The sequence below is a fragment of the Bradyrhizobium sp. AUGA SZCCT0158 genome (genome assembly GCF_018130065.1).
GTDB lineage: Bacteria > Pseudomonadota > Alphaproteobacteria > Rhizobiales > Xanthobacteraceae > Bradyrhizobium.
The window spans coordinates 17594-35078 of record NZ_JAFCME010000014.1; the positions used below are offsets into that span (position 1 = coordinate 17594).

At 60.1% G+C, this 17485-nt stretch carries 29 protein-coding genes; 18 read left to right on the plus strand and 11 right to left on the minus strand.

The window, feature by feature from the left end:
- Window positions 1-93: 93 nt before the first annotated feature.
- From JQ574_RS20430 to JQ574_RS20445, 4 genes are all read left to right on the plus strand, one after another.
- Window positions 94-252, plus strand: a complete 159-nt coding sequence (locus tag JQ574_RS20430; protein ID WP_212210159.1) for a hypothetical protein — start codon at window positions 94-96, stop codon at window positions 250-252.
- Window positions 253-1410: 1158 nt separating this feature from the next.
- Complete coding sequence (locus JQ574_RS20435) at window positions 1411-1608, plus strand: hypothetical protein (protein ID WP_212210160.1); 198 nt, start codon at window positions 1411-1413, stop codon at window positions 1606-1608.
- Between the two features lie 178 nt (window positions 1609-1786).
- The gene (locus tag JQ574_RS20440) at window positions 1787-2173 is read left to right on the plus strand and encodes a response regulator (protein ID WP_312014625.1); all 387 of its coding nucleotides are present in this window, start codon (window positions 1787-1789) and stop codon (window positions 2171-2173) included.
- Window positions 2174-2270: 97 nt separating this feature from the next.
- Window positions 2271-2936 carry an SOS response-associated peptidase gene (locus tag JQ574_RS20445; protein WP_212210161.1) on the plus strand — a complete coding sequence of 222 codons (666 nt, stop codon included), beginning with the start codon at window positions 2271-2273 and terminating at the stop codon, window positions 2934-2936.
- A 41-nt stretch (window positions 2937-2977) separates the two neighbouring features.
- Here the strand turns inward: JQ574_RS20445 and JQ574_RS20450 are convergent, their stop codons facing one another.
- Window positions 2978-3166 carry a hypothetical protein gene (locus JQ574_RS20450; protein WP_212210162.1) on the minus strand — a complete coding sequence of 63 codons (189 nt, stop codon included), beginning with the start codon at window positions 3164-3166 and terminating at the stop codon, window positions 2978-2980.
- 737 nt (window positions 3167-3903) lie between these two features.
- Here JQ574_RS20450 and JQ574_RS20455 point away from each other — a divergent pair.
- The 4 genes from JQ574_RS20455 to JQ574_RS20470 all read left to right on the plus strand — a co-directional run bounded on the left by JQ574_RS20455 (window position 3904) and on the right by JQ574_RS20470 (window position 6192).
- The gene (locus JQ574_RS20455) at window positions 3904-4599 is read left to right on the plus strand and encodes a Crp/Fnr family transcriptional regulator (RefSeq protein WP_212210163.1); all 696 of its coding nucleotides are present in this window, start codon (window positions 3904-3906) and stop codon (window positions 4597-4599) included.
- 193 nt (window positions 4600-4792) lie between these two features.
- A complete protein-coding gene (locus JQ574_RS20460; protein WP_212210164.1) occupies window positions 4793-5014 on the plus strand; it encodes a hypothetical protein in 222 nt (73 codons plus the stop codon).
- Between the two features lie 531 nt (window positions 5015-5545).
- Window positions 5546-5785, plus strand: a complete 240-nt coding sequence (locus tag JQ574_RS20465; protein WP_212210165.1) for a DUF6894 family protein — start codon at window positions 5546-5548, stop codon at window positions 5783-5785.
- Window positions 5786-6012: 227 nt separating this feature from the next.
- Window positions 6013-6192 (plus strand): hypothetical protein, encoded by a 180-nt coding sequence (locus JQ574_RS20470; protein WP_212210166.1) that lies wholly within the window; start codon window positions 6013-6015, stop codon window positions 6190-6192.
- Between the two features lie 32 nt (window positions 6193-6224).
- Here JQ574_RS20470 and JQ574_RS20475 read toward each other — a convergent pair whose 3' ends face one another.
- Complete coding sequence (locus JQ574_RS20475; protein WP_212210167.1) at window positions 6225-6491, minus strand: DUF3551 domain-containing protein; 267 nt, start codon at window positions 6489-6491, stop codon at window positions 6225-6227.
- Window positions 6492-6805: 314 nt separating this feature from the next.
- Between JQ574_RS20475 and JQ574_RS35545 the strand changes: the two genes are divergently transcribed.
- Window positions 6806-6934, plus strand: a complete 129-nt coding sequence (locus tag JQ574_RS35545; protein ID WP_283813755.1) for a hypothetical protein — start codon at window positions 6806-6808, stop codon at window positions 6932-6934.
- A gap of 80 nt (window positions 6935-7014) precedes the next feature.
- On the plus strand, window positions 7015-7278 hold the full coding sequence (locus JQ574_RS20480) for a DUF3551 domain-containing protein (RefSeq protein WP_212210168.1): 264 nt from the start codon (window positions 7015-7017) through the stop codon (window positions 7276-7278).
- A gap of 600 nt (window positions 7279-7878) precedes the next feature.
- Here JQ574_RS20480 and JQ574_RS20485 read toward each other — a convergent pair.
- From JQ574_RS20485 to JQ574_RS20505, 5 genes are all read right to left on the minus strand, one after another.
- Window positions 7879-8049, minus strand: a complete 171-nt coding sequence (locus JQ574_RS20485; protein WP_212210169.1) for a hypothetical protein — start codon at window positions 8047-8049, stop codon at window positions 7879-7881.
- Between the two features lie 205 nt (window positions 8050-8254).
- A complete protein-coding gene (locus JQ574_RS20490; protein ID WP_192739913.1) occupies window positions 8255-8440 on the minus strand; it encodes a hypothetical protein in 186 nt (61 codons plus the stop codon).
- A 607-nt stretch (window positions 8441-9047) separates the two neighbouring features.
- Window positions 9048-9728, minus strand: coding sequence for a Crp/Fnr family transcriptional regulator (locus JQ574_RS20495; protein ID WP_212210170.1), 681 nt, complete (start codon window positions 9726-9728; stop codon window positions 9048-9050).
- A gap of 228 nt (window positions 9729-9956) precedes the next feature.
- A complete protein-coding gene (locus JQ574_RS20500) occupies window positions 9957-10166 on the minus strand; it encodes a hypothetical protein (RefSeq protein WP_212210171.1) in 210 nt (69 codons plus the stop codon).
- Window positions 10166-10366, minus strand: a complete 201-nt coding sequence (locus tag JQ574_RS20505) for a hypothetical protein (RefSeq protein ID WP_212002266.1) — start codon at window positions 10364-10366, stop codon at window positions 10166-10168. Before JQ574_RS20505 ends, JQ574_RS20500 begins: the two co-directional genes overlap by 1 nt.
- A 245-nt stretch (window positions 10367-10611) precedes the next feature.
- Here JQ574_RS20505 and JQ574_RS20510 point away from each other — a divergent pair, with 245 nt between their 5' ends.
- Window positions 10612-10785, plus strand: coding sequence for a hypothetical protein (locus JQ574_RS20510; RefSeq protein WP_212210172.1), 174 nt, complete (start codon window positions 10612-10614; stop codon window positions 10783-10785).
- A gap of 403 nt (window positions 10786-11188) precedes the next feature.
- On the opposite strand, the gene JQ574_RS20515 is transcribed toward JQ574_RS20510, so the two are convergent.
- Window positions 11189-11425 (minus strand): hypothetical protein, encoded by a 237-nt coding sequence (locus JQ574_RS20515; RefSeq protein WP_212002261.1) that lies wholly within the window; start codon window positions 11423-11425, stop codon window positions 11189-11191.
- A 1005-nt stretch (window positions 11426-12430) separates the two neighbouring features.
- On the opposite strand from JQ574_RS20515, the gene JQ574_RS20520 reads away from it, so the two are divergent.
- On the plus strand, window positions 12431-12616 hold the full coding sequence (locus tag JQ574_RS20520; RefSeq protein WP_212000504.1) for a hypothetical protein: 186 nt from the start codon (window positions 12431-12433) through the stop codon (window positions 12614-12616).
- A 71-nt stretch (window positions 12617-12687) separates the two neighbouring features.
- On the opposite strand, the gene JQ574_RS20525 is transcribed toward JQ574_RS20520, so the two are convergent.
- Entirely contained in the window at window positions 12688-12912 is a 225-nt protein-coding gene (locus tag JQ574_RS20525) for a hypothetical protein (protein WP_212271724.1), read from the minus strand.
- Window positions 12913-13137: 225 nt separating this feature from the next.
- Here JQ574_RS20525 and tenA point away from each other — a divergent pair, with 225 nt between their 5' ends.
- The gene (gene tenA, locus JQ574_RS20530; RefSeq protein ID WP_212210174.1) at window positions 13138-13806 is read left to right on the plus strand and encodes a thiaminase II; all 669 of its coding nucleotides are present in this window, start codon (window positions 13138-13140) and stop codon (window positions 13804-13806) included.
- Window positions 13807-13844: 38 nt separating this feature from the next.
- Here the strand turns inward: tenA and JQ574_RS20535 are convergent, their stop codons facing one another.
- On the minus strand, window positions 13845-15050 hold the full coding sequence (locus tag JQ574_RS20535) for an amidohydrolase family protein (RefSeq protein WP_212210175.1): 1206 nt from the start codon (window positions 15048-15050) through the stop codon (window positions 13845-13847).
- Between the two features lie 132 nt (window positions 15051-15182).
- Between JQ574_RS20535 and JQ574_RS35200 the strand changes: the two genes are divergently transcribed.
- Together JQ574_RS35200 and JQ574_RS35205 are read left to right on the plus strand one after the other, a co-directional pair.
- Window positions 15183-15677 (plus strand): hypothetical protein, encoded by a 495-nt coding sequence (locus JQ574_RS35200; RefSeq protein ID WP_249119488.1) that lies wholly within the window; start codon window positions 15183-15185, stop codon window positions 15675-15677.
- Complete coding sequence (locus tag JQ574_RS35205; protein ID WP_249119489.1) at window positions 15674-15940, plus strand: SecDF P1 head subdomain-containing protein; 267 nt, start codon at window positions 15674-15676, stop codon at window positions 15938-15940. Before JQ574_RS35200 ends, JQ574_RS35205 begins: the two co-directional genes overlap by 4 nt.
- Window positions 15941-16029: 89 nt before the next feature.
- Here the strand turns inward: JQ574_RS35205 and JQ574_RS20545 are convergent, their stop codons facing one another.
- Complete coding sequence (locus tag JQ574_RS20545) at window positions 16030-16209, minus strand: hypothetical protein (RefSeq protein ID WP_212210176.1); 180 nt, start codon at window positions 16207-16209, stop codon at window positions 16030-16032.
- Between the two features lie 233 nt (window positions 16210-16442).
- Here JQ574_RS20545 and JQ574_RS20550 point away from each other — a divergent pair, with 233 nt between their 5' ends.
- The 3 genes from JQ574_RS20550 (at window position 16443) to JQ574_RS20560 (ending at window position 17264) form a co-directional block, all read left to right on the plus strand.
- Entirely contained in the window at window positions 16443-16595 is a 153-nt protein-coding gene (locus JQ574_RS20550; protein WP_212210177.1) for a hypothetical protein, read from the plus strand.
- A gap of 46 nt (window positions 16596-16641) precedes the next feature.
- The gene (locus tag JQ574_RS20555) at window positions 16642-16824 is read left to right on the plus strand and encodes a hypothetical protein (protein WP_212210178.1); all 183 of its coding nucleotides are present in this window, start codon (window positions 16642-16644) and stop codon (window positions 16822-16824) included.
- 182 nt (window positions 16825-17006) lie between these two features.
- On the plus strand, window positions 17007-17264 hold the full coding sequence (locus JQ574_RS20560; RefSeq protein ID WP_212210179.1) for a DUF3551 domain-containing protein: 258 nt from the start codon (window positions 17007-17009) through the stop codon (window positions 17262-17264).
- Window positions 17265-17485: the final 221 nt, after the last annotated feature.

The following is a 17485-nucleotide window of genomic DNA, read 5'->3' on the forward strand; positions in this document are numbered from 1 at the left end:
CGCTGCGTGACAGCGGTCACAGTCCGCGGGATAGCGCCGCGGCATACTCGCTCCAGATCAACGGCGACATATAGCCAAACACGGAGCGGGACCATGCACAGCCAGACCTCGATCTTGCGCGATGCCGAACTCGACTTCGTGAGCGGCGGTGACAAGAACGCCAAGGGGCAGACGGTGCCCCACAAGGAACCCAGGCCGCCCGTCGTCAATACGCCGGTCGTGCCCGCTCTTTTGATCAAGTTCCATTTCTGACAGACCGCGCTCCTTGCGGGTCACGTCGCGCTTCCTGATTCCGTGATCAGGACCACCTCCAAAAGTGACTGAACTTGCTTCCCCGGCCCTCCGACCTATCCAAAGGCGTCCGAATTCCCCTCTGCGAGGGTTAGGTGGCCGAACCCGTCCTGGAAGCAATCTGCCACCTTCTCGCGGCGCTTTTCGAACTCGGCTCCGGCCTGCCACCGCTCAAACCAAAACCGGGCATGCCGAGCGTCCCCCAAGTCCCTGCAAAAAGACTGTCCTGATTCAGATTGACTGATGTCCTCGGTCTACCGGACGCTTGGTCCTGATCTACCCCGGAATTTCCCGAGGTTGACCGGCGGTCGCCGATGCGACAGTTTGGTGGCATTGATCGAACCTATTTTTCCCGATTGCTGATACCGACATGGATAACAGCGCCGAATATTGGCGGCGGGCGCTAGCGGCCCACGACCAAGCGCGACGGGCCACGAATGAGACGGACAGGGCTGCCTGGCGACGGATCGCCGAGAGCTTTACGACTCTCTTCCGGCAGGTTCAAAGTGAAGAAGCCGAAGGAGCAATGGCCGCTGTCGACTCGCTTGACGCAGCGACAAGCGACGATGCTCTGAAGAACTAGACTAGCGCCGGGGCCATGTTGCTGCGAGCCCGGACGGCGGATGACGCTGTCGCCAATACGCCCGACGCGCTGCTATTTTTTCTTCCAGAACCGCGCGAGGATTTTGGGCCTAGCTCGCTTGCTGACAAGTCTGGACCCGCTTGGCGGCGATGCTTGAATCCTGACCATCCAGCGATGCGTGATATCGCACCTCGGGCAGTGCAAGGTTTGCAACTCGAATCCGGGTTGATCTGGCTGCGTACGAACGAGGGTCAGGTCGCTGTGACAGGTAGGGCAATGCGCCGGTTCTCCAGCCTTCATTTTCCCAAGCCTCCCGAGGGAGCAACAGGCAGTAGGGTAGACCATAAGAAATTTGTGGCCAGATCAAGAAACGGAATTTGAGGGCCAGCCGAGCCGCGATTTGCGCTGTGTGTGCACAAGTGGACAGACCGGCAGTACCGGTGGCGTATTGTCCTGGCATCACCGCCCGGCCAGTGGCTTCCATCGGTGATGGACCACCGGTCGTGGCCCGCCTCCCCCAGGGAATGAGCAGCGCCATGCAGCGACGCATTTTCAAACAGACCGCCCCGCTAGATCAACGTTTGACGGAAGAGGCAGAACGCCTGCGCAAGGAAGCGCGCGGCACCCCGCCGGGCGTTGCGCGCGACGAGCTCATTCGCCGGGCGCGGCAGGCCGAGACGGCTTCGCACATGCAGGAATGGCTGGCCTCAGCGGGCCTGCAGGCCCCGCGGTAACGCCGAAGCCTGCGTCGATCAAGCCACGGCCTGTCACGCAGAAGCCGACGCCGATCCTGCGTGCCTGACGCAGCACCCTGCGCCAAATGTTCACTTTTGAACATTATTTCGGAACCAATCTTTCCAGCGTCACTTACTCTCCCGGAGGACTGCAACACTGCTGCAGGGAGCGGTTGAAGTGGATCATGCGGTTACCATACTGGTCGTCGAGGACGACCATCTCATCCAGGCCATGGTCGAAGATGCGCTTGCAGACGGCGGCTTCAAATCAGCCATCACAACATCCGGCGAGGAAGCCATTGCGCTGCTCCAGGGTGATGAAGCGCAATACCGGGCGGTCGTGACCGACATCAATCTGCTCGGAAGCCTGAACGGATGGCAAGTCGCTCGCGCGGCCAGAGAGACCGATCCGGCGATGCCCGTTATCTATATGACCGGCACTCACGAAGGGGAGTGGGCTTCCAAAGGCGTCCCCAACAGTGTTCTGCTCGCCAAACCCTTTGCCCCGGCACAGCTTGTGACCGCCATTTCCAATTTGCTCAATACCGGAACGCCGCCGACATAGGCGATGTGCCGCGGAAGCGGATCGATCTGCGCATCCGTACGGTCACCGGCCCATATTGAAATTGCGAGTGGCTTAATCGGCCGGTACCGTCGATCGCATGTGCAATCTCTATTCGATCACCACCAACCAGGAAGCGATCAGCCGGCTGTTTCGCGTCGTCAACCGATACGTCGGCAACCTCGCCCCGATGCTCGGCGTATTCCCCGACTATCCCGCGCCGGTCGTGCGCAACACCGATCACGGCACTGAGTTGGTGACGATGCGCTGGGGTATGCCGCCGCCACCGCGCACCGGCGGCCCGCCGGTCACCAACATCCGCAACACCTCCTCGCCGCACTGGCGCGGCTGGCTGAAGCCGGAAAACCGCTGCCTGGTGCCGGTGAACAGTTTTGCGGAATACGCGCCGGAGCCCGATCTGGAGACGAAAAAGAAGGACGTGGTCTGGTTCGCCCTCCATGACGATCGGCCGCTGTTCGCCTTCGGCGGCATCTGGACCGAGTTCAAGGGCGATCGCGGCACCAAGTCGAAGCCGATCCCCGGTCCGCACAACGTCTACGGTTTTCTCACGACGACGCCGAATGCGATCGTCGAGCCCGTTCATCCCAAGGCGATGCCGGTGATCCTGACGACCGACGAGGAACGCGACGTCTGGATGCGCGCGCCATGGGATGAGGCCAAGGGGCTGCAGCGGCCGCTAGCGGATGACGCGCTCAGGATCGTGGCGCGCGGTATCGACAAGGAAGACAAGGCAGCGGCAGGTTAAAACGAGCGCGGCGGGCAGGGCCGGATCACATTCCCTAGGGATCAAGCCGCGGCGGATTGCGGTTCCGGCCTGGCGGCCACCACGCCGGCGCGGCGGATATTCAGAATCTGCCACTTCGAGGTATCGAAGCAATCGGCGGCCTTCGCCTCCGCGGCGGCGGCATCCGGTGCCTGAATGGCGATGTGGAATGTCCTCGCACCGTCACTCAGCGTCATTCTGAAAACCTGCATTCTTGGGCGCCCTCCATCTGCTGAAAAGGTGGCGCGGGCAGGGTTAATTTTTCGTTACCGACGTTTGGGCTGTCGCTGATCCCCCACGCGCGGGTTTGGCTGTTTACTTGCCGTTAAGTCCCCGGCGCGACGATATTCGAATGAGGGTGCTGGCGGCCACGATCGTTGCTCTCCTTGTGCTCCATTTTGTGGACGAGCATTTCCATGGCTCGTACTATTCGCGCAGTGCGAAAGCCGTCATTTCTCAGATGGCAAGATCGTTCGGTTAGGCCGATCCAGGTCCTGCGAAGTCGTCCTGGTTCCGGCGTCATCCGCCCTTTGGTGTTCGGGGGGCGGACGGCGAATTGCGCGTTCGTCCATCCGCTCCAATAGTTCCGGAAATGAAACTCCGCGAGATCGACGAGTAGCGGAACAAAGCCGCTCCGTCGACGTAAGTCCGGATGGACAATTTGGAAAAGCGCAAGGAAGAGGCTTTGGTCGTGGTGTCACTGAGCACCGCGACGCTGATAACGTGCTTTGGTATCGCGCTTGCGTTGCTCTAGCGCCGCGCGCCTCGTTCGGCCTGAGTGGTCGAATTCCAGCCTGGCAGCCTCCTTGGCAGCGTCGCCCCCATAAGTTGCCTACAAGACAGACGAAGGCCGCAAATGTCTGCTAGATGACATTATCACCGCGCCGTCCGGGGCTTCTTTCGGTGACTGAGAGTTCGTCGCGCTCCCGCCTTCTCCAAAGAGAGCGCCATGCGCGGTCATCGAGAAAATCAACTTTTGTCCCGGCTCGATCGCGCCACCTTCGCGCACCTCGAGCCGCACCTCATCATCGCAGAACTGCGTCAGGGTTTTGCGATCGCGGAAACCCATGCGCATGTCCAGAGGGTATACTTCCCCCATGGCGGCATCATTTCCTGTGTCGTCGAGTTGTCCAACGGAGGCCGGATCGAAACCGGCATGATCGGCAGGGACGGTCAGTACGGCGCAGGCCCCGCGATGGATCACAAGATCTCCCTGAACCATGTCGTGATGCTGGTTGCGGGGTCCGCTTCGGTTGTCGATGCCGACCGGCTGCGCGATCTCACCCGGGAGAATCCTAAACTCCGGCAGATGCTGATGCACTATGAACAGTTCTTCCTCGCGCAGGTGCAACAGACCTGTGCGTGCAACGCGGTTCATGACGTCTATTCCCGCACCTGCAAATGGCTCCTGAGGATGCAGCAACTCGTCGGCGACGACATACCGCTGACGCAGGAATTTCTCGCCCAGATGATCGGCGTGCGCCGAACCAGCGTCACGGCAGTGGCGGGGAAATTGCAGGACGCCGGATTGATCTCCTATGCGCGAGGCCGGGTTCACATCATCGACATTGCCAGGATTCAACAGCGCGCTTGCGAGTGCGATGCGGCCGTCAATTCTCACTACGCGCGCATCTTCGACGGCTGAAAGCTGCCGCCCGGGCGTGCGATTTTCCCGATGCCATGCCAGCGTAACACGACGCAAGTTTCGCGCGCAGGCGAACGCATGCCACCAGCATCGGGCCGGCATGGCGAGGGTTTGAAATGTCGGGCAGCGGACAGACGATCCGGTCGACTGCGGATTAGAATCGGACAAGGGCGTTTTGGGTGAGGACAAGGCCATGGTCCAGACCAGAAGACGGATCAAGCACACGGCCACTTTCGAGGAGCGGCTGGCGGAAGAGGCCCTGCGGTTCAAGGAAGCGGCTGAAGAGCAACCTGCCGGCAGCACAGCCCGGGAGCTGCTTTTGCGCCGGGCGCAACAGGCTGAGACAGCTTCACGCATGAACCGGTGGCTGTCGCCGCCAGGGTTGGCATCGTCGGGGCTGGCATCGCGCAAGTGATCAAGTACCGCGCGTATACGGTCGGCCAGGACGGCATATGACCGGCTCACGCGCCTTTACCTGTCCCGGTATGCCGACGCCATCGTCCGGGCCAGGCGACTGCTCGGCGGTTGCGATATCGAGCTTTGGAGTGGCACGCGCCTCGTGATCAGGCTGGAGCGCTTCGGCGACCCATGCAGCGTAACAGAGCCGCCGGCATAGCAGGCGACGGGCGGCCCGGCCGGCTGTGCCCGGCAGGCGTGGCGCGTGGCGATGCGACGTTACCCGGTCGTGCCATTCGCCAGGTGGAAATAATGCCGCGCCATGGTTGTGCTCCGGGGAAGGCGGGAGCGCAGTAGAGTCTGTCTGTCACCGATAAATACCTGGGGAATCGGGCGATGATGTTCCACGCTAACCGCCCCTTTGCCATTCGTCTGCTCGCTAGGCGACGTCGGGACGAAAAACTTGGCGACCCCTGGCACCTCTTCGCCGACTGACAGAGCAACTTATTGCAATGTGCATGTTGAGTAGCGTTGGTAGTCGAGAACCAGCATGCCGCGATATTACTTTCACATCGATGAGTTGGACACCGATCCCGACGGCACCGAACTGCCCGACCTCGAAGCCGCGCGCCGGGAAGCGCTGCTGGCGGCGCGCGAAATGCTTGCCGAGTGGATCGTCCTCGCCATCGACGGCATGCCGATGAGGATTTTGATCGCGGACGAGGCAGGAAACGTGCTGGATACCGTCCATTTGCGCGACGCGCTGCCGCGAGGGCTGAAGGAGAAATAGAACCAGTATCTCATTGCGGCCTTTTCATTGAGCCTTGTCAGGCCCGTCATCATTGCCAGGGAGGGCAGGGGCCAGCCTGATGGCCTTGGAAGCTTCGGGCCTGCCAGCGCGGCGACCGGTTCGGCTGCGGCGGCACAAATTTCACCGTGCGGCCGGATGCAGAACCGTGGTATGTTGGGAGATTAGCGCGACCGGCATTGATTGCAGACAAGTATCGATTTTTTCCGATGGAATACCGCGGCAAGAATTACCTGATTTTCGAAGGCGACCAGCCCAATTCGTGGCGATGGGCGGTGACGCTTGACGACCACACCACCAAAAGCGGTGAAACGAAAACGCGCAGCGAGGCCATTACGCAGGTGGTACTGGCGGTCGACCGGGCCCTTTCGAAATCGGGCAGCCGATGAATAGGGCCGCCAACGGGGGCCTGCTAGACAGCTCAGTAGCCCCGGCGATAACGCCGCTCGCCTTGTCTCGGCGCTGCCGCACCAGCGTAAAACGGGTTGAGCTGGCACTGCGCAGCGCGGCCGGAAGCCGATGCCGCGCATTGGGCCATCGTATAGTAGGTGCAATCTTCAAACGAACCGCCGCCCCACGGAACGACATGCGCACAAACTGGAAACGCCGGGTCATAGGTCTGCGCCGGAGCTTGTTCGGCTGCGGCAACCAGATTAATCGTTAGAAACGTCAAAGCCAAAATGCGCATCGGAACATCCCTCGAAATCGCCAACCAGAACTGCCTCGCGGGTTTATTGTCGAGGCCGCTTGCTGGAGCGTAACGTCTGCCGCAAAGCTTCGGCACGGACGCGCGCAACACAATCACTGATACTAGCGCGCCTTCTCCCGCCGCACGCCCTCGAATTTAGCCGCCTCGGTCAAGGCTTCGTTATTAGGCTTCAGCATCAACACGGCCGCTTCAGTTGGACGGCTTTTGTGATTCCCATCACATTCCTGCAAGAACAGCCTCGGCACACTCGCTCCGGATCAACGGCGAGCCCTCGCCAAGCACCGAGCGGGACGATGCGCAAGATAGCCGGCTTCGTGATTCTCGCCCTGCTCGTTGCGGCGGCGATGCACCCCAACAACAGATATCATCCGCCGGCAGCGACCAGCCACGTCATCAACCCCCTGAACATCACCAGGAATTAATCCGCCCGGGTTGAACTTTTCGAGGGGCTAGCCCGTCTATCTATCGAAAGCGATTGATAGCAATTCAAGGAGCTTCGACCATGCGCCGCAATGTTTCCCTTGCCATTCTGGCAGCCGTTTCCGCCTTGACCGTCGTCGGATCGATGTCGCCGGCGCCCGCAGCCGAGCGCATCCAGGATCGCTATTGCCTGCAAGGCCGCCAGTGGGGCTATCCCGGCAATTGCCAGTTCTCCAGCTATCAGCAGTGCATGGCGACCGCGTACGGGACCGACGCCTATTGTGGCATCAACCCCATGCACGCCCACGCCTACTATCCGCGCGGCCGCTACTACGACCGGTACTGATCTGCGCGCGGCCTGTTTCGGTCAGCGCCGCAGCGGAGTGAGCCCGACGTGTCGCGCAAGGCGCGCCCGATGAACAGGCGGCGGCTCAGTCCGCCATCCTGTCTTGGGTTCGAACGGCGGATGGCGCTCCAGCTCATCCGCCTTGAGCGCTAGGACGCGTACTCATAAATGCGAGATGTCCGCTTCTTGGGGCATTACGCAACTTCTCCTGGGCCGCCTTATATTCGTCTTCGAGGGGCAGTTTGTCGAAATCGGGCTTGTAGCCGTTCTTCTCGTATGTCGACCTAGGTATCGGGATGGAAACGCCGTCGTATTCAACCTGAGCCGACTGATCGGGTGTTTTGAATAATCCGGTAGGCATGATGCCAGCCCTCCTTGCTTTGGCTTAAGCATATCACGAGGACCTTGATCGCCCCGGCTCACCCAAACAAAAGGACCGCCGGAGACCGGCGGTCCTTTCGTTTACAGTTGGGATTGATGCGCTCGACTTTGCTCTAGCCTCAGACAGTGGCCGCTATGGGTCTCTTATGTCTCTTGTTGGTGCTAGCCGGTGCGAGAACCTATCGATCAAACCTAACCTTCCTTAAAGCTGGGCGCGGCTCAAGGAAGATCAAGTGAGGGATGCTGACCTAGCCCCTTGCCAATGTTGGTGAGGTCAATACCCTTCGCCTTGACGTTGGCTGCGAAGATGTCTGGATCGTTGCCAGTGTCGAACAAGATCGGTTTACCGGCGACCTCCACGAGCGCGGAGAAGCCCCAATCCTTCTTCATTGCGGCAGGTGCCGAAAGCGTCATAGAGGATGGTGATCTGGCTGTTAGGCTCAGCCGCGGCCGTTGTAGCAGGGGCAACCACGGCAGCGACGCCGCCAAGTGCGGCCGCAAAGAACAATGTTGCGCGAAGTTTCATGGAAGTCCTCCTTCTTTGAGAACACCCCCATTGAGGCAGGCGCTTGCCGTCCTCCACACTCACTGAATCTCAATTCCGCTGCGCAACATTGACTTCGCGAATCGCCAGATAAAGGCTGATCGTACCTACAATGACGGGAAGTAGTCCTATGAGCATCCAGGCCCAAGACGAGCCAGCGCCGATCGCGCTAGCAGCAATGCAAAATCCAAAGGCAATGATACCTACCGAGATTGAGAGCGAGAATGCGTCATTCATGATGACCTCCAAAGACCGATGCCTGTCGGATGAATGCCAGCCTCTCAGTAAGTTTCGGCATCAAAGCCAACGGAGGTAATTTAGCCCGGATGTCTTAATTCGCCCGTGTGAAGCTGGGTGACCTCCGGCAATTTAAGGAGGCCTGTTACATCGCAATCGACGCAGCGGAACTTGCGTCCTCCCGTCTTCACGAGCACAAATCGCATAGGCATGCTGCACTTCGGGCAGATCGGAGGCGGGGAATTCTTGGGCATGGGACCTCCCTTTCACCAAGGCGGGAGCTCAACACTCTCAGTCACCGACAACAGCCGAAAGCGCGAAACGGTGATAAATCACCCTGCGCCTTTTAACGGTCCAATAGCGAGTCAATTCCGAGCAGTCGACATGGTATTCAGGCACTCGGCCATTTCCAGTTCATATCGGCGCAATAGCGGTTTCGTTCGATCAGCCGGATGAACGATCGGCTGGCGGCTTCCGCACTCGACTACCAACATTGATTGGCATTGATAGTAGCGTAGCGCTTTCCAGATCGCGGATTTGCTGGCGAAGCCCTAGCGACGCGCCCGGCGAGTTGGCTTGTGACGCCTGGGGGCAATTCCTTATCGTTTTACAATTCGCGCTTGATCTCGGGCTTGTCGTACAAGACCGCGTTCAGCAATGAACTGTTGACCTCTATTTTTCCGTTGTAGCTTATGAAGCCGAGCTTGCGGAATCGGTTCATGAAGAAGCTGACGCGGGATCGTGTCGTTCCAATCATTTCGGCCAATGTCTCCTGGCTGATATTCGGAGTGATCGGTTGAGGGCTTCCCTCCTTGCCGAAATTCGCCAGCAGGAGCAGCAGGCGCGCCAACCGTTTTTCACTGGAGTTGAAGAGCTGGTCGATCAGGTCCTCTTCTATCCGGCTGTTGCGGGTCAGCAGATAGGCCATGAACAGCTCGGAAAACTTGGGTTGATCGTGCAGTGCCGCGACCATGGCGCTCTTCGTTATCGCGGTCACCAGGCATTCCTCCATCGCTGTCGTCGTCGCGATCCGCAGCGAATGGCCGTTCATGCAGCCTTCGCCAAAGAACTGGCCGGGTCCTAAAATGCCGACCACGGCTTCCTTGCCTTGCTCGGATAGGACAACGACCTTAACTCGGCCTTTCTGAATGTAGAACACCGCGTTTGCCGCATCGCCCTGCGCGAAGACGACCTCATCCTTGCGAAACTCAAGGATAGTCTTCCCTTCGCCCACCTTGGCGAGAAACTCCTTTGGATCAAATTTTGCTTGATCGGTATTGTTTGGCATGTCCGGTTCCGTTCCCCGCGGTGGGACGCCTACCATACCATTCACGCCGCCGACGTCCTGAAGTAAAAGTGCCGCACGATGAAGGTTTCACAGCCGGGATGAACGAGGCAGCCTCGCCCTGAGCTATCTCGCGCCTTCAGGGAAATGCACGTCAGATTGAAGCAGCCGAAGAGCATGCGGGGGCGGATGGAGCGGTCAGCAGCGGCCTACGGCTGTTGCCGTTCATGTTCAAGCCTCCGCGCTGACGAAAATATCGAACGCCTCGTAAGCCTGTTGCGGCGTCTTTCCTTCCTTGAATGCGATTGGGAAGCTGAAGATCGCATCCGCCAGAAGGAATTCATCCGGGACAGGAAACAGGGCGCGAAGTTCGGCGAGCCAGTTCGCGTATGAGGGCGGGTTGAACTTGCCCAAGGTGTAGTTATCGCTGAATGCGTGCATTAGTTCGGAACCTTCAGGCCGGGAGATCGCAGCCAGTCGCTCAGGTGCGATCCGGTTTCGGCCTGTCGGGCCTTGCGGATCGTGGCCTCCCGAACCGCGCCAGGTGGAAGCAATTTGGCTTGCTCGCGCAGGCAGTGTGCTTCTTCGGCAAGACGTTGCTCGAGGATTTCAGGTGGTGTGTAGTGCTGTCTTTGCTGCATAGGGCTGCTCCGTTCCATCGAGGAAGGCGGGAGCGCAACCGGGCGTTCTCATCACCGATAAGGGCCAAACGGGGCGGTGCGGTGACCGGGGCAATCTGGCATATCCGGCAGCCGAGATACTGGTCAATACAGCTCACATCGCGAACTAGTTAAACACTCAAATTAGGCCACCGCAGGCCACTCGTACAGGAACGTAACCAGCGCAGTTCTGTTAAACGTCGTTCCTCCTTCCAAAGGAACGCCTGATGGCCGACGACAACGCAAGAAACCCAAACAAAAAGCAGCCCGGCGAAAACCCGGAGGGCAAGTTTCACTACAACCCGGGAAATATGGCCGGCAAAACGCCCGGCGATCCGGAAGAGACTGCCGAAAATCGTGGCGAGTTACCGCGCGAGACCGAGAAAAATGCCGCCGACTAGGGTACTTACGAGCTGCCTTACTCTCTCTTGAGCCTGAGTTCGGCGGTTTGCGCCATCTTCGTCCATTCGCCCGCGAGCCGCAGCCACGATTCCTTATCGAGCGGGTTAAGGGCCCGCTCGCCTTATTCTCGGCATTCGTCAGCTAGCTTACGGCCTGGCTGCGTCGTCTGACATGACGCCGATAATGCACCAGATAGTTTGATCCGGGCATCACCCAACAGGCCACCAATCCCTATGAGAACGTCGTTCCTTAGTACGAACGATGGTTATGAGGTTCCGGGTCAATTTTGGAAGTCAGCACGCGTATCGGCAAGGTCTCGTCTCACCGTCGCGCAGCCCAAAAGCCGACGACGTTCGCTTCCGCTGGTCGGATAATCTGGTCAATTTTCATGGTCTCATAGCATCACTCAGTCGGCGACAACTCCAGCATCTTCTTTTCCGCAGCGTCGTACACCTTGACTTGGAGCATCGGAAACTGGGCTTTGAGATCCCTCGCCCTTTTCTGCGCGGCTTGAAGCGTTGGAAATACTGTCTTCATCCGCCCATCGACTTCCAAGCCAAAGCCCTCGGTCATCACAAGGTCAGCGCGTGTGATGTTGCGGGGTTGCGGCTCGTCCGGTATCGTCAGAGGCTTTTTCATGGCAACTCCTTGGGTTGCCCCCTTCCTATCTAATCACTGCCCTCCTCGATAGAAGAGCAACGCCTTTCGCGAAGGTCACCGCACGCTCGGCCTGGTCTCGGCAATCGCCAGCTTGCCCGCGAAATCTGGCGGCGTCGTAGGACATGTCGGCGAAGATTACAGGATAGTTGGGTTTCGCCAAATGAGGCGGCCCTACTTAGGGTGCTCTGCGGGTTTAGGGACCCTGTGGCCATCGCGTATTTCGTGCGTTATGGCATAGTCGCTAGTCTCTGCCGCCCCCAGCCGAGCGACTTGGTGGGGCCCGCTCCAAAGCTCCACCGGGCCACGGTTTGAAAGGCGTTTGGCCTTTTCCATGGCCTCACTGTCATTGGCGCAGACCAGCGGCTCGTATCCGATGAAGTGCCCGTCCTCGCCTACGATGTAAGCGCGATACTCCGGCATCAGAGTGGCGCTTGCAGGCCGGGAGACGTGAGCCATTCATGCATGTGCGAAGCTGTTTCGGCCTGTCTGGCTTGGCGAATGAGCTTGTCGCGAATAACCCCCGGCGGGGTGCCTTGGGCTTCTTTACGGAGGCGTTCCGCCTCGAGCGTTAGTCGTTGATCTAGTGGAGCGGATTGTTTGAAGTGGCGTCGCTGCATGGCGCTGCTCCATTCTTGAGGAGGCGGGAGCGCAACTCGCGTTCTCATCACCGATGGAAGCCGATGGCGGGGCGGTGATGGGATAATCTGGCATGTCCGCAGGTCGACATAGTGGTCAAGATTGCTCACATCGCGAAATCGTTAACAACTCAAATCAGGCCACGATTTTAAACTAGGCCACTAGGAACACAGGCACTGGCCCGAAGTCCGCTGTGGGTCGGTCATTAGCGGAAGAACTGAGCATAACGAGTCCGCTATGTGCTGGAACGATAAGGCTGCCCCGGTTCGGCCTTTTTCGTTGCCTCCGCGCTGGTTCCAATCGTGAGAAAACCTCACACAGTCGCCTCGGGATGGTGCATAAGGTCTCATGGCAAAAGCAAAAGTGACCTTCAAGACCGTCAGGATCGCAGATGACGACTGGACTATCCAGGCAGACTATCCGGGCAGCGAACAACGCGTGATCACCGGGCTGACCAGCAAGGCAGATGCCGACGACTGGATGAACGGAAACCGCAAGGTCGCGTGGCTCCGATCGCAGGGCTACGCCAAGTGACCCGGTAGGGCCGGGGATCCCGCGCAAGGCGCGGCCCGATATCCGAGATTCAGCGCCAGCGAGGCCGTCGGCTACTTGGCCGGGATGGCCGGCTGAACCGGTGCCGGGCCGGGCGGCGTCGGCTTGATCGCCGATTCAGGACGGGTCGGAGTGACCGTCGCGCCGGCGTCGTTCACCGTGTTGAATGTCGTTCCGGGAGGCGTCTGGGGCGCCCGTCGGTCAACGATCAGGTTGGTGTGATCTACCAGGATGATGGTGGTAATCGAGATTGCCGCGACAATCACGGCAATAATCACGGGTTTTCGCAGAACGGTTGCCATACATGTCAACGGCCGCCTGTGCCGCGGAGTTCCGGCGCCGGAAAGCTGGCCGAGGCGCAAAACGTCGCAGCAGCGTTCACGCTGCCGTCGTGCTCCGTCGGGCTGTGAAATGCTTCTGGGCAGAGCGGCATTGTCCGGTGCCGCAGTGGTCTGTTATCACCGGACAGGCCACCCGTTGAAAAGCCAGCCCAGCGAAAGATCATGAGTTTCTTCGAGCGACTGAAGACCGCGGCATCCGCCGAGTGGCGCGCCTACACCGGGCATGCCTTTACGAACGCCATGGCCGACGGCTCGCTCGCCGAGGCGGCGTTTCGTCACTATCTCGTTCAGGACTATCTGTTCCTGATCGAGTTTGCGCGCGCCTACGCGCTCGCGGTCTACAAGTCGCCTCAGCTCGCGGACATGCGCGAGGCGGCGGCCGGCCTCTCGGCCATTCTCGACGTCGAGATGGACCTGCACGTCAAACTCTGCGCCGGCTGGGGGCTGTCGCCCGGCGATCTCGAAAAAGCCCCTCCGGCGGTCGAGATGCTGGCCTATACCCGCTACGTGCTCGACGCCGGAATGCGCGGTGACCTGTTGTCGCTCAAGGTGGCGCTGGCGCCTTGCGTGATCGGCTACGCCGAGATCGCAACTAGGCTCGCCGCGCACCCGAACGCGCTAGTCGCAACCAACCCTTATCGCGTCTGGATCGCCGAATATGCCGGCGCACCCTATCAGGAGGTCGCGGCCAACGCGCGGGCGCATCTGGAATCGCTTGCCGATCGCTACGCGACGCCGGCCCGCGAGGCCGAGTTGATCGCAACCTTCAAGGAAGCAACCCGGCTCGAAGCCGACTTCTGGGAAATGGGCTGGCGCCTGAACAAGCGTTGAATGGTAGCTAGTCGGTCAAGATCGGGAGCCCGGCAAACTTACGATCGGACCAACTGTCCATCGTGCGCCACGGGTTTTCCATTTTTGTAGACCGATCGCCCGCGAGGTATCGCCACCACCGCCTCCGGCACATGTTGCGCATTCAAAGTCACGAAATCGGCCTTGTCGCCGACCTCAAGCCCGTAGCCTTCAAGCCGCAGCGCTTTCGCGCCGGCCCTGGTCACGACGTCAAAGGCAATCCCCAATTCGTCGTCGGTGTTGAAGCCGGAGCGGTAGCCGATCATGTTGGCGCGGCCCAGCATGTCGCCATCGCCGTATGGCCACCAGGAGTCCCGGATATTGTCGCTGCCGCCGAATACGGTGACGCCGGCCTCGCGCAGAAGGGCAACAGGTGGAAAGGGCCGGCGTCCGGGCGCGTTGGTCATGATCGCAACGTCGCTTTCGGCCAGAGCGTCGGCCGTGCGTTTGGCGATGTCGAGGGCGACATCGCCGAGCGCATAGGCGTGGCTGATCGCGACAAGGCCGCCCATGCCGAGCGCGCGCGACCGCGCCGCAATCTGTTCGATCTCGAAGATTCCAAGCGTTCCGCTATCGTGCAGATGAATGTCGACGCCGACGCCACGTTTCTCGGCAACGCCGAACACGACATCCAGATGTTTTTCGACATCGCGATCAAAGCTCGCGGGATCGATGCCGCCGACGAGATCAGCGCCCATCGCCACCGCTGCATCGAGCAGTTCAGCTGTCCCGGGGCTTTGCAGGATACCGCTCTGCGGGAACGCGACGAGCTGGATATCGATGATACCCCGGTAGGCCTCGCGCACCGCCAGAATCTTCTCCAGCGATTGTAGCCCGATGGTGCCGTCTACCGTGACATGGCTGCGCATATGCGTCGATCCATGGCCGATGCAAAGCTCGAGCTGATTTCGGGCGCGGACTTCCACGGGAGCCGCTTCGGCGAAATTTTGCGCCTGAAGGGCGACGCGTTCATGGACATTGAAGCCGTTGGTATAGGGCTTGTGGGGCTTCCAGTCGTCGCCATAGAAGCTGGTGTCGAGGTGGATGTGTCCTTCGACAAATCCGGGAACGATCAGCGCGCCGCCGAGATCGCGTGTCGGCGCACCGGCGGAGATATGGGTTCCCGCCCTCGAAACGGAGCTTATGCGTCCGTTCGCGACGGCGACATCATTGAGCGAACCGTCAGCGAATCTTGCGTTGGTAAACAGCGTATCGATCGGGCTCACGTGACGTCTCCCAGTCTGAGGTGCTACGGGAGTTCATATTGGCCCTGGGCCTTTGGCAAGGGCTTTGAACCTCGGCGCGCGCCTCCGGCACTAAAGGACTGGCACATCAGTGCCGCCGGATGAGAGGACGCTGTGACCATGAACGTGCGGGGCAAGACGGCTGGGTTTATCGTCGCCTTCATGCTGGCGTCTGCCGCGTGTTCGGCCATAGCCGCCCCGCGCGGCACGTCCGATGACGCGCAAGCGGTCGACAAGGCGCGCGCGGCGATCGCAGCCAAAGCCGAGCAGGCGCTGGCCAAGCAAGGCGGCTCCAAGATTCTGTTCAAGGTCGATAGCGCCGCGTTGCGCGAAGCCGTCGTGACGGAGCTGCGCGATGATGTGTATCGGACCGTGCGGGAAGGGCGCATTCCGTTCTCCGGTCTGGCGATGCGCGACGGCGGCGTCGAGGTCCGGATTGCCGAACCCAAGGACCGGCAGCGCGTGCTGGCCAAGCTGATGCCATCCACGAAAGACTCGCCTTCCGGCGCACAGACGATCAGCATTGCCGACAGCGGTGACGGGCTGATCCGGCTGATGCCGACAGAGGCAGGGTTCGCCGAGCGCCTTCGCGAACTGGTCAGGCAATGAATGCGCGCGGCGCCCGGCGCTTCGCCACCATCACGCAGGAGAATATCACAAAGCCGTTCGCGATCGTCGTTGACGACCAGGTGCTGTCGGAGTCGATTATCAGCGAGCCGGTCACGGGCGGCTCGGCGATCATTTCGGGCAACTTTACGATCGAAGACGCCAACAACGTCGCGATGCTGGTACGTTCGGGAGCGCTGCCGGGGCGCCTGGGCGTCGTCGATCAGCAGGTGGTCGAACCGGTCGCAACCGCCGGCAAACAGTAAGCCACGTCAGGCAGCTTCGCGCCGCTTTCCGGATTCATCGAGCAGACCTGCAGCCACCAACGCCTCCTTCAAAGGGGCCGGCCTGCGCATTACTTCACGTACCAATAGGTGCCGGAGCAGGTGGGGGTCGCCCAGATCACCAGCACCTGGCCGCCGAACGGTATGCTTACTTCCATCCTGGGCGGAGCGTGGTTACACGTGCGGCCGCCCGAGATGGTATCGAGTTCGGTTTCCCTAAGCGGGTTGGGTTCGATTTGCCCGGATTCCATATCTGTCTCCTGTCGTGGGACGAAGGGACCATCCGCATCGTCAAACAGGGCAGGCTAGGTTCGTGCGAGTGACCTGCCGTGAGCTAGATCACGGTTTGTAGCATCGGCCCCATCCGTATCGTTCATTCCGGATCGTGTGATGATCGTCACGGTGATCCGCAATCGGCAAGCGTAGTGTTGCGTCATGACGAGCAATCGCTCCTCACCTCATGTTCAACCGATGGAGAAATGTCATGACCAAGCCCAATACCGAAAACCGTGAACTGGCGATCGAGGAACTGGAGATCGTGGCCGGCGGCGTCACCGAAGGCGGCTGCATCCTTGACATCCTGAAGCTGCTGTTCCCGAAGCAGCCGCTGCCGAAGGTCGTTTTCCCGATCCGCTGATCGAACGTTCGGCATCGAGCGAAACATCCACCAGGGGACAAACGACATGAATAACCTTGCGCACGAATTGGCAGAAACAGAACTCGACCGGGTTTGCGGTGGCGAACTGTACATGATCCGTCTGCAAAGCCTGCTGTCTCAGCGGCAAATGGCCATCCAGCTGACCACCAACATGCTCCGGGCCATGAACGACGCGACCAGCACAATCGCTGGAAATATCGGCAAGTGATCGCGAGTAAGCTTGGCCGCAGCCGTCGGGTTCAAACGGCTGCAGGCTGGCCGCTATCGACGGAGCGGCCTAGCGTCGGGGTTTCCGGATCGGGCATGCGCGGTTTGTCCGAGAGGAACTACCGGCACCCGCGCGGGGTTATCCCGGCGGCAGCGGGCAATTCTGCCGTCGAAGGAGTTCTGATGCGCATTCTGACGTTGGCTGCATTGGCGATTGCGGCGGTGGTGGCTGCGCCGTCGGCTCACGCCCAGACCTATGATCCGAAGTATCCCGTCTGCCTGCAGGTCTACACGGGCCGGAACGATTTTTACTTCGAATGCGGCTACACCTCGATCCCACAGTGCAATATGTCGGCATCGGGCCGCGCCGCACAATGCGTCGTCAATCCCTATTACGAGGGCGGAAAGCGACGCAGTAAGAAGCCCCGCCGCGACTATTGAGGACCGTTGGGTTCGATCCGTCCTGCGCGCGTTGAGACACTCCGCTGACCTGCCATCCGAACACGGCCGAAAAACAAAAGCCCGGCACACCGGCCGGGCCCTCGTCGAAATATTGTTTGGTAATGAAACGCCGAGATTAATATCGAGTAGTGGTAAAGCGTCTGTTCAATCTAGCACACAGGCGCCGCGATTTGGCTCCGTATGACTGCGGAGACCCCACG